This window comes from Pseudonocardia oceani, assembly GCF_019263585.2.
Lineage (GTDB): Bacteria > Actinomycetota > Actinomycetes > Mycobacteriales > Pseudonocardiaceae > Pseudonocardia > Pseudonocardia oceani.
In genome coordinates, this window is the sequence record NZ_JADQDF010000001.1 from 1,449,843 (window position 1) to 1,464,075 (window position 14,233).

A 14,233-nucleotide genomic window follows, 5' to 3' on the forward strand; every position below is an offset into this window, starting at 1 on the left:
CTCGGGACACCATCGGACCACGCAGCGAGGCTGGTTCCTCACGTCGGAAGGTTCGCAGTGGACATGACCAACCAGTCGTCGGAAAATCACCGGCGCGTGCTGGCGATCGGCCTCGACGCCGCCGAGTCCAGCTTGATCAGGAGCCTGGTTGAGGCCGGTGAGATGCCTGCGTTGAAGGCACTGATCGACCGTGGCTCTTGGAGCCGGGTGACGTCACCGACCATGTTCAGCAGCGGAGCGGTGTGGCCCAACTTCTTCACTGGCTGCCAGGCCTGCGACCACGGGCAGTACTCGATCTGGAACTGGGACCCGGCTCGGATGGCGTTGGCGTACACCGATGAGAGCCGGTTGACGCCCTTCTGGAAGTCGCTCGTTGAGACCGGTACGAGCGTCGGCGTCATGGACGTTCCGTTCGCCCCCTTCCTCGGAGTGTCGACGGGTTTCGAGGCCCATGAGTGGGGTGCGCACTCGCGGGTCGACGGGCGCGTCAGCGTCTCCGGGGCCGCGAGCGACGTGCCGAACGCCTTCGCCACCCACCCTTTCACCGATCCCCTGGCGAACGTCCCCCAGGAGCCGTCTGAGGTGGGGCCCTTCCTCGACGAGTGCATCGGCGGCGTCCGACTCCGGGGTGACGTGGTCCACCACCTCATCAGCCGGGAACACCCGGATCTGACCCTAGTTGTGTTCGAGGAGCCGCATCACGCCGGACACTTCCTCTGGCACACCGTCGATCCGGACCTCCCGATGTACGCGGACCTGTCTCCGGAGGCCCGGCCCGAGCGCACGCTGGCAGATCTCTACCGTGAGCTGGACCACCAGGTCGGGCGCCTCGTCGAGGCCGCGGGGCCGGAGACGACCGTCCTCGTGTTCGCCCTCCACGGGATGGCGCCGTCGCGGGGGCTGCCTCCGGTCCTCGAACCGCTGCTGGCCCGGCTGGGCATGACCCACATCGAGCAGGGGATCAACCGGCGGTCGACTCTCGCTACGATAAAGGATCGGATGCCCGCCCCGGTGCGGGACCTCTACCGCAGGCTCGTGCCGCTTGCCCGCCGCAGTCAGTGGGGCAAGGCCCGGTTGATGCCGGCCTACGACTGGTCCCGTACCCGCGCCTTCCCGCTGCCCATCGAGCAGTACGGCCTCGTGCGGATCAACCTCTCCGGGCGCGAGGCACAGGGCATCGTGCCGCCGGAGGAGTACGAGCAGACCTGCGAGTCGATCGAGGCGGCACTCCGCGAGCTGTCCACCGCGGATGGGCGCAAGGTGGTCCAGGACGTCGCCCGGCCACCCCGCGGACAGCATGCCGCAGGGCTGCCGGACCTGGTGGTGCACTGGAGCCACGCAGCCTTCGAGTCTCCGGCGGTCGTCGGGGGCGAGGAGATCCCGAACATCCGCCGCGAGCAGACGGGCGAGCACGCGTGGGACGGATTCTGCATCGCGAGCGGCCCGGCAGCTGCCGATCTGACCGGTGAGGACATCGATGGTCAGGATCTGCACCGGTATATCGTGAGCGCGCTGCGTCGATGATCCAGGACTTCCACGGTCCGGCGGTCGGGACCGAGCACGTCGCTGATCTTTGCATCGTCGGTGCCGGTCCCGCTGGCCTGGCGATCGCCCATCGGTTCCTCGACTCGGGGACAGACGTCCTGGTCGTCGAGAGCGGGGGGCTCGACCCCGATGCCGGAGCCGACGAGCTCAACGCCGGTGAGAACGTCGGCCTGCCGCTGTCCCTGCGCGAGGGCCGCACCCGCACCTACGGTGGAACCGGAACCCTGTGGCCCGGCCAGTGCATCCGGCTCGACCGCTCGGACCTCGAGGCGCGGGACTGGGTGCCGGGCTCCGGATGGCCACTCGACAGGGATCAGCTGGACCCCTACTACCGACGAGCGGCGAGCTGGCTGGGGATTCCGCAGGACACCTTCGACGAGCAGGCCTGGCGGCGATTCGGGCTCGTGCCTCCCCCGTTCTCCCCCGATTACGTCGAGCACCGGTCATCGATGTACAGCAAGCACCCGGACGTCGGCGCCTTCTACCGCTCGGACATCGAACGTTCGAGCAACGTGCGGGTCCTCGTGAACGCGTCGGTCAGCCACGTCGACACCAGCTCGCCCGACGGGGTAGTCGGCGACCTCACGATCCGCTCGCTCTCCGGACGCGTCGGCCGGGTGCGGGCGCGCACCACGGTGTTGTGCGGTGGCGGGATCGAGAACGCCCGCCTGCTGCTGCTGTCCGGTTACGGGCAGCGGAACGACACGGTCGGCAGGTTCCTGCAGGACCATCCGACGCTCTGGGTCGACCTCGCCACCAACCGGGCGGCGTCGCTCCAGGAGTTCTACGGCTGGCTCGGGCGGGGGAAGGTCCGATACGTCCCGCGGATGCGGTTGGCACCGCAGGTCCAGAGCGAGCACCGGGTCCTCAACGCGATCGCCACGCTCATCCACGACCGCGCGGACACTCCAGGACTCGTCGCGGCGCGGGAGATCTCGAGCGCGCTGCAGGAGCGGCGGTGGCCCCGCTCGCTGCGACCGGCAGATGTTCGTGACGTGCTTCGCGAGCTCCCCCGGGTGGCGATCGGGGCCTTCCGACGGTTCGTCCAGGGACGACCGAGTGCCGCACCTCTGGAAAGGACTCGGGTGCAGATCCTCCTGGAACAGTCGCCGAACTCGGAGAGCCGCATCTCCCTGTCGTCCGAGCGCGACCAGCTGGGCCTGCAGAAGGCACGTGTCGACTGGCGCCTCAGCGATCGCGAGAGGCGGACTGCCCGGGTGTTCGTCGAGGTCCTGGACGCCGAGCTTCGCCGGCTCGGCCTCGGTCACCTCACCGGGTTCGAGTGGCTGGACGGCGACGACTGGACGAAGGGGTTCGAGGATGCCTACCACCCCATCGGCACCACGCGGATGGCCGACGACCCCACCGCGGGGGTCGTCGACGCCGACTGCCGAGTCCACGGGCTCAACGGCCTCTACGTGTGCGGCACCTCGGTGTTCCCTACCAGTGGTTACGCGAACCCGACCCTGACCATCGTGGCACTGGCGCTGCGACTGGCGGACCACCTCGAGACCGAGCTGGTGCGGGCAGCGACGTGGACGTGACCGTCATTGTTCCCACGGTCGGTGGGCCTTGGCTGTCCGAGCAGCTGGCCGCACTGGCTGCTCAGACACGCCCTCCGGCGCAGCTCATCGTGGTCAACAACGGCGTCGTCGGGGCGGTCGACGACGTCATCGGGCGCTGGATGACCATGATGCCCCAGCTCGAACTGGTCGAGGACCGCACCGAGGCGATGCCCGGCTTCGCCCGGAACGTGGGGGCCGATCACGCCAAGGAGCCCGGTCTACTGTTCGTCGACGACGACGACGTCGTCGACCCGGGTTATGTCGCGGCGATGAGTTCGGCTCTGGACCACAGCGAACTGGTCGCCGCGAAGGTCGACATCGCCACGTTGAACGCACCGGCCCTCACTCAACGATGGGGCGCGATGCAGACCGACGGTCCCATGACCCATCACGGGTTCCTTCCCTGGTCGATCAGCGCCGCGCTGGGCGTACGGCGCGACACCTTCGTCGAGATCGGCGGGTTCGACCTCAGCCTGCCGATCTGCGAGGACACGGACTTCAGTTGGCGTGCACAGCTGGATGCTGGTGCCCAGATCACCTTCGTTCCCGACGCGCTGCTCTCCTACCGGTTGCGGACCGGACTACGGGCCGCCTTCCGTCAGGCACGGCTATGGGCATCGTGGGAAGTCGAACTGCATCGTCGATACCGGCCCCGCGGCCTGCCTGCTCCCGGGAGCCCCCTGAGGGCGCTGCTGCGGTGGGCTCGACCGATTGTCCTTCTCGCTGGTGCGCGAAGCTCAGACGACGTCGTGGTCGCGGTTCGGCACCTGGGCGCGTGCGTAGGTCGACTGGAAGGGAGTGTCAGGCGGCGTCATCTGTACCTGTGAGAGCTGTCGGCCCTCCTCTTTCCTGGGCACCTCTGACAGTCACGCCACCGGCCCTCGTTCCGTCACGCCCGCCGAACGGGTGCGCGCCCGCGTCACCGCGCTCCTCTCCACACTTCTCCGGCCGGTACGCTGACGTCGGCGGAGAGTGCGTCCCCGAGCCGATCCGGGGTACGACGGAGGAGATGACGATGCCGGCACGACCCCACGGCCCGCGGTGCCGCCGTGCCGTGCGCGCATGGTGAAGATCCCCGCCGTCGCCCGCCGCGCCGGGTGGAACCTCGGCGACCAGATGCTCGTCAGCCTCACCAACTCGGTGCTGTCGTTCATGGTCGCCAACTCGGTCGACGCCCCGTCCTTCGGTGGCTTCTCCGTCGCGTTCACGGTGTTCGCGCTGGTCATCAGCGGTAGCCGGGCGCTCGCGACGTCGCCGCTGAACATCCGGTTCACCGACGCCGAGGAGGACGAGTCCCACCGCTCGGCGGGCTACGCCACCGGCACGGCGCTCACCATCGGTTTCGTCACCGGCGTCGGCTGCGGCATCGCCGGGCTGCTGCTCGACGGCCCCGCGTCGGCCGCGCTGCTCGCGCTGGCCGTCGTGATGCCGATCGTCGTGGTGCAGGACTCGTATCGCTACGTCTTCTTCTCCCGCGGCCGCCCGTCGGCCGCCGCGCTCAGCGACGGCACCTGGACGCTGTTCCAGCTCAGCGCCGTCGCCGCGCTGCTCGTGTTCGGCGCCGAGTCGGTCGGCCTGCTGATCCTCGCCTGGGGCGTCTCGGCCCTGGCCGCCGTCGCGATGGGCATCAAGCAGTCGGGCACGTTCCCCGACCCCCGCCGCGCCCCCGCCTGGTTCCGCGAGCACCGCGACCTCACCGGCTACCTCTTCGCCTCCGCCGCCACCGCCCACGGCGCCAACCAGGGCGCGATGCTGGTGATCGCCGGTGTCGGCACGGTGCAGGCGCTCGGCTCGCTGCGCGGCGCCGCCCTGATCCTGGGGCCGACCTCGATCCTGTCCTCGGCCGCGATGAGCTTCGCGATCCCCGAGTTCTCCCGGCGCCGCAAGACCATGACCGACCGGCAGTGGCTGCTCGCCGCCGTCGGCGTCTCCGGCGCCGTCGCCTTCCTGGGCCTGTGCTGGGGCTCGTTCTTCCTGCTCGTGCCCGACCAGGTCGGCATCTTCCTGCTCGACGACACCTGGCAGGGCACCTCGGAGATCCTGCTCGCGGCGGTCGTCGCCCAGGTCTTCGCCTGCGGCACCATCGGCCCGGTCGTGATGCTCTACGCGATCGACCGCGCGTCGTCGACGCTGCCGATCCAGATCGTCCTCGGCTCGCTCACCTTCCTCGGCGGCGTCGGCGGCGTCACGCTCGCCGGGGCGCCCGGTGCGCAGTGGGGCTTCGCGCTCGCCAACCTCGTCGTCATCCCGTTCTGGTTCTACCGGCTCTGGCGCGAGCTCAAGAAGCGCCGCGACCTCCTCGACCAGGAGGCCGAGGTCGATCCGGACCCGGTCGACGACGAGACCACCGCGGTGGCCGCCCGCCCGTCGCGCAGCAACCACTTCATGGACGACCTGTCGTCGGCGCAGATGCAGACGATGATCATGCCGAGGATCGAGCCGCGGGAGCCCGCGTCGCGGCCGGCCATGCGCCCCGTCCAAGTCCCCCGGCTCGACGCTCCCCGGGTCGACGCCGACGCCACGCAGGCCGTCCCCACCCAGGCCGCGGCCGACGTCACCGAGGCCGTCCCCACACTGTCCGCGTCCGAGGCCACGCAGGCCGTGGCGACGCCCTCCCCCGATCCGGCCCTCGCGGTCGCGCCGGACGCGGAGGCCACGCAGGTCACGCTCGCGAAGGCGCCCCGTGCACCGTCCTCGCGCTCGGGGCCGGAGTCCCGCTCCGAGTCCGACGGATCCGCCGCCGATCGCGCCCGACCGGCCGGCTCCCCCCACTCCGCTCCCGCCGACCGCGCTCCGGCCGGTCGCACCGAGGACGACCGCGCCGGGAACGACCGCGCCGGGAACGACCGCGCCGACGCCGACCAGGCACGGGACGACCGGGCACGGGACGACCGGGCACACGGTGACCGCGTCCCAGCCGATCTCACCGGCGCCACCCTCTCCGGCGCCGACCTGTTCCGCTCGCGCACCCATGCTGAGCCCCCCACCTCCGACGCCTCCCGGCCCGACGGAGCGCGGCCCGACGGAGCCCGGCCCGCGTACGACGGGGTGCCCCAGCCCGGCCACCCGGGACCGCAGCAGTCGCCGGAGTCGCCGCAGCCGCAGGGCGTCCAGCCCTCTGCCCCGCTGTCGCCGATCCGACAGCCCGCCACCCAGCAGCCCCCCGCCCCGCAGCCCCCCGCCCCGCAGCCGACGCGGTCCGGCCCCCCGCCTCGCTCTGTCCCCGGCGGCCCCGCATCCGGCGCCCCGACACCGGGTGGCTCCGTGCCCGGCGGACAGGCACCCGGCGGACAGGGCCCGCGCCCGTACGGCCCACCCCCCGGCAACGCTCCCGTCCCGCCCTACGGCCGCCCGCCCGTCGGTCCGCACCCCCAGGGTCCGGTCGGCCAGCGCCCGCCCGCGCCCTACCCCGGCGGCCCCCAGCCCTACGGCCCCCCGCAGGGCCCCGGCCCCTACGGCCCCGGCCCCCACCAGCAGGGTCCGCACCAGCAGGCTCGCCCCGGACAGCACGCTCCTGGCCAGCCCGGTCCCGGCCGGCCCGGTCCTGTCCAGCAGCGTCTGGGGCCGCAGGGCTCTGGGCAGCACGCTCCTGGCCAGCCCGGCCCCGGACCGCAGGGCCCCGGCAACCGGGGGCCGGGCCACCACGGTCCTGGCCAGCAGAACCCCGGTCACCCGGGAGCCGGACAGCCGCGCCCCGGTCAGCAGCGCCCTGACCAGCAGGGTCCCGGCCAGCGCGGCCCCGGGCAGCAAGGCCCTGGACAGCAGGGCCCCGACCAGCCCGGCCCGTACGGCCCCATGGGGCGCGTCCCGCAGCCGCCGCGTCCCGGACCCGGCGCGGGTGGACCTCCCCATCCCGGTCAGCAGGGCCCGGGCCGACCCGGGTGGCCGCCCGCCGACCAGCAGGGCCAGCCCCACCCCGGCCGATCCCACCCCGGCCCGCAGGGTCCAGGGAACCAGGACCCTCGCGCGCAGGGACAGGGACCGCAGCAGCCCGGCCGCCGGCCCCAGCCCGACGCGCCCGGCCACCCCCCGCGCGGCGACCGACCCTCACCGGCCCCTCGCCCGAACCCCGGCAACGGCCGACGCGCCGAGGGCGGGAACGGCCACGGCAACGGCCAGAACGGGAACGTGAACGGCGGCGCGAACGGTAACGGCGACGCCCCGAACACGAGCGCCGGCGACGACCAGGACCGCGTCCCCTCCCCCTCCGACGCCGACGCCGACCGGTCCGACGAGCCCCGCCGCAACGGCCACCCCCGCCCCTGACCCCACCGACCGCCCGGTGATCGCCGAGACCGTCACCTCACGGCCCCGGCGGCGACCCCGGCGTCACTCTCCCGTCGATCACCAGTGTGTGATCACCGGAAGCGCGACCTACGGCCGTCCGCACGACCGTCACCTCACACTCCCGGCGGGTTCCGCCCCCTCACCAGCGCCGGCACACTCCCGCGCGCGTTCCCGGTTGCCGCGCGCGTTCTCCGCTCCCGCGAGCCGCCGGGGCCGCGCGGGAGCAGGTTCGGCGCGCGGCAACCGGGTCCGCGCGCGGGAGCGGCCTCAGCGCGACCGATCCTCGACGATCAACGGCGGGAGGTCGTCAGCGGATCTTCCATCACGACCATCCACCCTTGATCAGCGGCGCACCGGCCGCGCGCGGCCCGACACCCCGACCACGCAGCGGCCGACCTGCACCAGGGCCACCCTCAGGGCGTGAACGTCCGCAGCATCTCCTGCACCAACGGGTCCACGTCCAGGTTCCCGTACTCGCACTCCGACGCGTTCTCCGGACCGGGCTGCCACGCCCACATCATCGCCCCGGCGTAGCCGGCACCCGTCGTGTAGGCCTCGGCCTTGAGCCGGGCCTGCTCGGTGCGCTCCGCGAAGTCCCGCTCGCAGTCCTCGCCGGACTCCGAGGCGTAGAGCCCGAACTCCCCCACGATCACCGGCTTGCCCGCCGACCCGGCGCGGACGTCGGGTCCGTGGTTGGACTCGACCTCGTTCTCGTCGTACTCGTGCATCGAGGCGATGTCGACGCCGGGCGACTCGTTGAGCGTGGTGAAGTCGGCGTCGTCGCCGACCGCGTACGGGGCGATGGTGCCGGTCGCGAACAGCCGGTCGGGATCGACCTCGTCGGCCGCCGCACCCATCTCGTCGTAGAACTCGCGCAGCGCGCCGCCCTCGTAGGACGGCTCGTTGAAGTACTCGAACCAGGCGATCGTGGTCTCGCCGCGATAGCGCTCCAGCAGCGAGGTCATGTGCGCGCGGAAGGCGTCGCGCTCATCCTGGTCCTCGAACCAGCTCGAGTCCTTGTCGGTCTCGCCGCAGCCGCCGATGGCGTCGTCGAGCGTGATCGTCAGGTAGACGTCGTGGCGCTTGGCCGACTCGACGGCCGCGTCGAGGCGGTCGAGGTCCCAGCTCTCGAAGAAGAACAGGCGGACGGCGCCGCGGCCGTCGTGGCGCATCGAGGCGAACCAGGCGTCGACGTCCTCGGCGGACATGCGCTCGTCCTCGTCGCCGCAGTTGCCCGACCAGACGAACGAGTTGTAGCCCAGCAGCCACCACGGCTGCCCGTTGCGCAGGATGCGGTCGCCGTCGACGGTGATCGGCACATCGGTGCCCAGCCCGTCTGCGGCGGGCGGCGCGCCGGAACCCCCCGACGGCGACGGGCCCTGGCTGACGATCACCGCGGTGACGACACCGATCACGACGAGCAGGGCCACGCCCGCGCCGATCACGAGGCGGCGGCGACGGCCGCCGGCCGGAGGTGTGACGCGCAGTGGGGTGGTGGACGGATCGCGGCCCGGTGCGTCGGACATGGTCAGGCGTTCCGGGCTCTCTCGATCACGGCGCGAAAGCTAGCACGGTCTACCGTTACGTCAGTGTCAGCCCGGCGGGGGCCAGCGGCTGCACGCCCAGCAGCACGTCGGCGGCCTTCTCGGCGATCATCATCACCGGTGCGCAGGTGTTGGCGTTGACGATCGTCGGCATCACCGACGCGTCGACGACCCGCAGCCCGTCGAGCCCGTGCACCCGCAGCGTCGACGGGTCGACCACCGCGTCCTCGCCGGTGCCCATCCGGCACGACGACGTCGGGTGCAGCCCGGTCCGCGCCCGGCTGCGCACCCAGCCGATGAGCTCCTCGTCGGTGTGCAGGTCGCGGCCCGGCACGACCTCGCCGCCGTCGAACGGGGCGAAGGACGGCTGGTCGAGCAGGTCGCGCGCCACCCGGATCGCCCGCGGCCACCAGTCGCGCTCGGCCTGGGTCGACAGGTAGTCGAAGCGCAGCGACGGGTGGTCGGTCGGGTCGGCCGAGCGCAGCCGGACGCGGCCGCGCGACTCGGGCCGGGCGGCCATCAGGTAGAGCTGGTAGCCGTGCTCGTCCACGAGCGACGCCGGGTCGGTGCGCGTGGCGATCGGCGCGAACGCGAGCATGAGGTCGGGGCGGTCCAGCGACGGGTCGGTGCGCACGAAACCGCCGGCCTCGATCTGCGACGACGCCCCCGGCCCGCGCCCGGCCAGCAGCCACTGCAGCCCGATCGAGGGCCAGCGGCTGCGGTGGCGCATCGTCATCATCGACACCGGCTGCGTGCACCGGTTCTGGATGTGGATCCCGAGGTGGTCCTGCAGGCCGCGACCGACGGCGGGCAGGTCGAGCACCGTCTCGACGCCCGCCTCGGCCAGGTGCTCGGCGTCGCCGACGCCGGAGAGCTGCAGCAGGTGCGGCGTCTGGATCGCCCCCGCCGACAGCACGACCTCCCCCGCCCGGACCTCGGTCTCCGGCCCGCCGTCGCGCCGCACCCGCACGCCCACCGCGCGCGTGCCCTCGAACACGACCCTCGTCACGAGGACGCCGCAGCGCACCACCAGGTTCGCCCGGCCGCGCACCGGGCCCAGGTAGGCCTTCGCTGCGGAGACCCGGCGGCCGCGGCGCACCGCGCGGTCGAAGGCGCCGAACGCCTCCTGCTCCTCGTTGACGTCGCCGGTGACGGCGTAGCCGGCCTCGCGTGCGGCGCCGAGGAACGCGTCGAACAGCGGGTTGTCGACGGGCGCGGGCACGAGGTCCTGCGGGCCGCAGCGGCCCCGGCTCGGCCCGGCGGCGGGGTTGCGGCTGTTCTCCAGGCGCGCGAAGTAGGGCAGGCAGTGCGCCCAGCTCCAGTGCTCCATGCCCGGCTCGGCCGCCCAGCGGTCGTAGTCGCCGGCGTGCCCGCGCTGGTAGACGACGCCGTTGATCGCGCTCGACCCGCCGAGCACCTTCCCGCGCGGGTGCACGAGCCGCCGCCCCTCGAGGTGCGGCTCGGGCTCGGACTCGAAGCTCCAGTCGTGGGAGCGGCTGCCGACGGCGTAGGCCATCGCCGCCGGCATCTCGACGAGCAGGTCCCACCAGCGGCTCTCCTGGCCGGCCTCCAGCACCAGGACCCGGACGCCCGGGTCGGCGCTGAGCCGGTGGGCGAGCACACAGCCCGCCGAGCCGCCGCCGACGATGACGACGTCGATCGCGGGGCCGTCGAACGCGGGGTCGCTCACCGCGCCGCCCCCGGCCGGTCCCCGGTCCCGCGGGCCACCCGTTCCCAGTCGCGGCCGGTGGCGAGATAGGCGGTCTCGAGGTGCGTCGCGAGGTTCGGCGAGGCGGCGACCAGCACGTGGCGGTGACCGGGCCGCCGGTGCGAGCGCAGGTTCATGCCCATCTTGAACGGCGCGAGCACCGCCGAGCGGGCGCGGTCGCGCAGGGACGCCGCCGGAGTCAGCAGCACGAGGTCGCGCAGCAGCCCGCCCCAGCGGTAGGGCTCGAAGCCCTGGTAGGCGAGGCTGACGTCCCAGTCGCGGTACATGTTCTTGTGCGGCACCTTCGCCTGCCGGACGAGCGGCAGGTCCGCGCGCAGCGCGCCGACCCGCACACCGAACGTGCTGGTGGTGCCGAGCACGCGCACCCACTCCTGCCCGTCGACGTCCCACTCCTGCGCCCGCCAGCCCCGCGGCTGGACGTGCGAGGGGTCGCTGACCCGCCCGGCCGCCCGCTCCGCGGGCAGCGTGCCGTAGAGGGCGAAGTAGTGGGCGGGGAGCCGCGCGGCCGCGCGGACGAGGTGCTCCAGCGCGTCGGCGGTGTGCAGGTAGTCGTCCTCGCAGAAGTAGACGAGGTCGTCGTCGGCCCAGCCGCGCTCGCCGGGCAGCCGCAGCGCCGCCATCAGGGAGCCGAACAGGCCCAGCCCCGGCAGCGCGACGACCTCCCCGCGGCCGCGCATCAGCTCCAGCACGGGCTCGGCGACCGGGCCGTCGTTGAGGAAGACGAGCTCGTGGTCGACCGCGTCGGCGGCCCGCAGCAGCGAACGCAGCGCGGTCTGCTTGCTGTAGTAGGGGGGCCGCACCTTGGTGTTGTCGCCGCCGTAGGAGCGGTAGACGATCCGCAGGGTCACCCTCGCTGCTCCCTCGAACGGACGACAGGTCGAGTGAGCAGAGTGGTCGCTCAGAGCGACGGACTGCAACACGTCCGTCACGTGAGGGATGAGTTGACCGCTACTCCGCGGGCGGGTGGAGGTCGAGCCGCTGTTACGGTCCTCGCGACCGCCTGACGGACCGGACGCACCTGGAGCGGAATGCCCGAGACCGCGCTCATCATCAGCGCGACGGCCCCGGTGCCCGTCGACAACGGGAAGCGCGTCGTCCTGCACGGCCTGCTGGAGTACCTCGTCGGCCGGCTCGGCCCGGAGAACGTGCACTACGCGATCGTCGACGGCCCGGGCAGGGAGCGGCCCGACTTCCCGGGCGTCGCCCACCGGCTCGACCGCCCCGGCGCCGTCCGCCAGCTCGCCACGCTGGCCCGCCGCGTCCCGCTGGACCGCTCCTACACCGTTCAGGAGGCGATGTTCGGCGCGGCGACGCTGCGTGACCAGATCCAGGACCTCGTCACGTGGCTGCGGCCCGACATCGAGGTCTACGACACCCTGCGCCTGGGCCAGCACGCACCCGCGTCACCGCGCGGCCGGCGCCGCGTGCTCTATCTCGACGACCTCTTCTCCGTGCGCTACGACCGCATGCTCGCGGTCGACGAGCGCGGCGACGTCGACATCAACCCGCTCGGCGAGTTCGCGGCCAACGTGCCCGCGCCGCTGCGCTCGCTGATCCGCCACCGCGCGGTCTACCGCCCGGTGCTGCGCATGGAGCGCGACCGCATCCGGCGCGCCGAGGCCCGCGTCGTCCACGGCTTCGACACGAGCCTGCTCGTCAACATCGACGAGGTGCACCAGCTGCGCGCGCTCGCGGGCGTCGACTCGGTGCGGGTCGTGCACGGGATGCTGCCGCCGGTCACGCCGCCGCAGCGCACCCCCGCGCGGCCGCCGGAGCTCGTGTTCCTGGGCCGGCTCAACATCCCGCACAACGACGACGCCGTGTGCGCCTTCATCCGCGAGGCCATGCCCGAGCTCGTGCGGCGCCACCCGGCCCTGCGCCTGCGGATCATCGGCAAGGATCCGAGCGAGGCGCTGCTCGCGCTGGTCGGGCGGCACCCGGGCAACATCGTCCTGGAGGGCTTCGTCGCCGACCTCGACGAGGTGTTCGCCACCGCCACCGTGTCGCTGGCCCCCCTCCGGTTCGGCAGCGGCGTCAAGATCAAGATGCTCGACGCGCTGGCCCGCGGGGTGCCCACGCTGGCCACCACGGTGTCCGTCGAGGGCGTGCCGGTGGCCGCCGACGGCGCGAGCGGCTGCTACGTCGAGGACGACCTGCGCCGCTGGCCCGACCTCGTCGACGAGATGGTCGAGCCGGCGCACAACGCTCAGCTGTCGAAGGCCGCCGTGGAGTTCTTCGAGTCCGTCTACGGCCGCGAGGTCGTGACGCGGCAGTACGACGAGATCTTCGGCCTCAGCGCGCCGGGAGCGCCCCGACCAGGCGCCTGATCTGGGCCACGCCGTCGAGCTCGTCGGTGACGAACCGGCGGCCGGCGGCGGCGAGCGCGGCCCGGCGCGGCGGGTCGTCGAGCAGCGCGCGCACCGCCGCGGTGAACGCGGCGGGCCCGTCGGCGACGAGCAGGTGCTCGCCGTCGCGCCAGTGCAGCCCCCGCGCGCCCACCGGTGTCGTGACGACGGGCAGCCCGGCCGCCATCGCCTCGATCATCTTGATGTTGATGCCGGCGCCGTTGCGGACCGGGTTGACGAACACGTCCGCGGCGGCGAGGTGCGAGGCCACCTCCGGGGCGTCGACGGTGACGCGCGCGCCCGCTGCCTCCAGCTCGGCCACCAGCGCCGCGGGGGCGCGCCTGCCGACGACGTGCAGCTCGGCGTCGGGCCGGCGCAGGCCGGGCCAGCAGTGCCGGGCGAACCAGGCGATGCCGTCGGCGTTGTTGGCGTTGTCCAGTGCGCCCAGGAACAGCACCGTGCCGCCGGGCTCGGTGCCCGGCGCGCGGGTGGCGGCCTCCTGCGGCGGCAGGAACGGCGGCACGTGGATCACCGGCGTCGAGGTGGCGGCGGCGCGCACGGCGGCCTCCTCCTCGGCGATCTCGGCGAACACCGCGATCCGCGGCGCGGCGTGCACGGCGGCCTCCGCGCGCCGCAGCTTCCAGGCCTCCGCGGCGTAGGGCAGGTTGCGGGGGAAGCGGGAGCTGCGGGCGAGCTGGTCGAAGTACGCCGACTCGACGTTGTGCGGGCGCACGACCGCCGGGACGTCGAGCGCCTCGGCCAGGGCGACGGCCAGGTGCGCCACCCGGAAGCTGACGGCGAGCACCGCGGTGAAGCCCTCGCCGCGCAGGCCCTCGGCCAGCCCGGCGGGCAGCGGGCGCGACGCGAACAGGTACGGCGTGAGCGAGAGGTGCGACAGCGGGCCGGTGCGCCGCGGGATCGCCGTCACCACGGCGCCGGGCAGCGCCGCGCGGTGCGCCGCGAGCTCCGCGTCGTCGACGCCGGGCACGAGGACGTGCAGCGCGACCCCCGCCGCCAGCGCCGCGCGCAGTTGGTTGAGCGACTCCACGCGGCCGCCCGCGTCGGCCGGGACGAAGGCCTCCTCGGCGATCGCGAGCCAGCGCTGTCCTCGGGTGTCCGGAGCGTCGGGGTGCACGGCGCCATCCTGCCGAGCACCGTCCGGGGGCCGCCTTCGGGTGACGACCGTCGGAGCGGCGAGCACGGTTGGTTAGTATGGCG

9 protein-coding genes are annotated in these 14,233 nt (G+C 73.3%); 5 read left to right on the forward strand and 4 right to left on the reverse strand.

What is annotated here, in order from left to right; translation table 11 throughout:
• Positions 1-63 precede the first annotated feature (63 nt).
• From I4I82_RS07210 to I4I82_RS34385, 4 genes are all read left to right on the forward strand, one after another.
• The gene (locus I4I82_RS07210; protein WP_218595525.1) at positions 64-1,524 is read left to right on the forward strand and encodes an alkaline phosphatase family protein; all 1,461 of its coding nucleotides are present in this window, start codon (positions 64-66) and stop codon (positions 1,522-1,524) included.
• The gene (locus tag I4I82_RS07215) at positions 1,521-3,089 is read left to right on the forward strand and encodes a GMC oxidoreductase (protein ID WP_218595526.1); all 1,569 of its coding nucleotides are present in this window, start codon (positions 1,521-1,523) and stop codon (positions 3,087-3,089) included. Before I4I82_RS07210 ends, I4I82_RS07215 begins: the two co-directional genes overlap by 4 nt.
• Complete coding sequence (locus tag I4I82_RS07220) at positions 3,080-3,937, forward strand: glycosyltransferase family 2 protein (RefSeq protein WP_218595527.1); 858 nt, start codon at positions 3,080-3,082, stop codon at positions 3,935-3,937. The genes I4I82_RS07215 and I4I82_RS07220 overlap by 10 nt, the downstream gene beginning before the upstream one ends.
• Positions 3,938-4,172: 235 nt before the next feature.
• Positions 4,173-7,376 (forward strand): hypothetical protein, encoded by a 3,204-nt coding sequence (locus I4I82_RS34385; RefSeq protein WP_218595528.1) that lies wholly within the window; start codon positions 4,173-4,175, stop codon positions 7,374-7,376.
• Between the two features lie 434 nt (positions 7,377-7,810).
• Here I4I82_RS34385 and I4I82_RS07240 read toward each other — a convergent pair whose 3' ends face one another.
• Genes I4I82_RS07240 through I4I82_RS07250 form a run of 3 tightly spaced genes read right to left on the reverse strand, consistent with a single transcriptional unit; the run spans position 7,811 to position 11,518 of the window.
• On the reverse strand, positions 7,811-8,923 hold the full coding sequence (locus I4I82_RS07240) for a cellulase family glycosylhydrolase (RefSeq protein ID WP_218595529.1): 1,113 nt from the start codon (positions 8,921-8,923) through the stop codon (positions 7,811-7,813).
• A gap of 55 nt (positions 8,924-8,978) precedes the next feature.
• Positions 8,979-10,631, reverse strand: coding sequence for a choline dehydrogenase (locus I4I82_RS07245; RefSeq protein ID WP_226369922.1), 1,653 nt, complete (start codon positions 10,629-10,631; stop codon positions 8,979-8,981).
• Positions 10,628-11,518, reverse strand: coding sequence for a glycosyltransferase family protein (locus I4I82_RS07250; protein WP_218590467.1), 891 nt, complete (start codon positions 11,516-11,518; stop codon positions 10,628-10,630). Before I4I82_RS07250 ends, I4I82_RS07245 begins: the two co-directional genes overlap by 4 nt.
• A 180-nt stretch (positions 11,519-11,698) precedes the next feature.
• Between I4I82_RS07250 and I4I82_RS07255 the strand changes: the two genes are divergently transcribed.
• A complete protein-coding gene (locus I4I82_RS07255; RefSeq protein WP_218595530.1) occupies positions 11,699-12,997 on the forward strand; it encodes a glycosyltransferase in 1,299 nt (432 codons plus the stop codon).
• On the opposite strand, the gene I4I82_RS07260 is transcribed toward I4I82_RS07255, so the two are convergent.
• Positions 12,963-14,150 carry a glycosyltransferase gene (locus tag I4I82_RS07260; protein WP_218590465.1) on the reverse strand — a complete coding sequence of 396 codons (1,188 nt, stop codon included), beginning with the start codon at positions 14,148-14,150 and terminating at the stop codon, positions 12,963-12,965. The genes I4I82_RS07255 and I4I82_RS07260 overlap by 35 nt on opposite strands.
• Positions 14,151-14,233 lie beyond the last annotated feature (83 nt).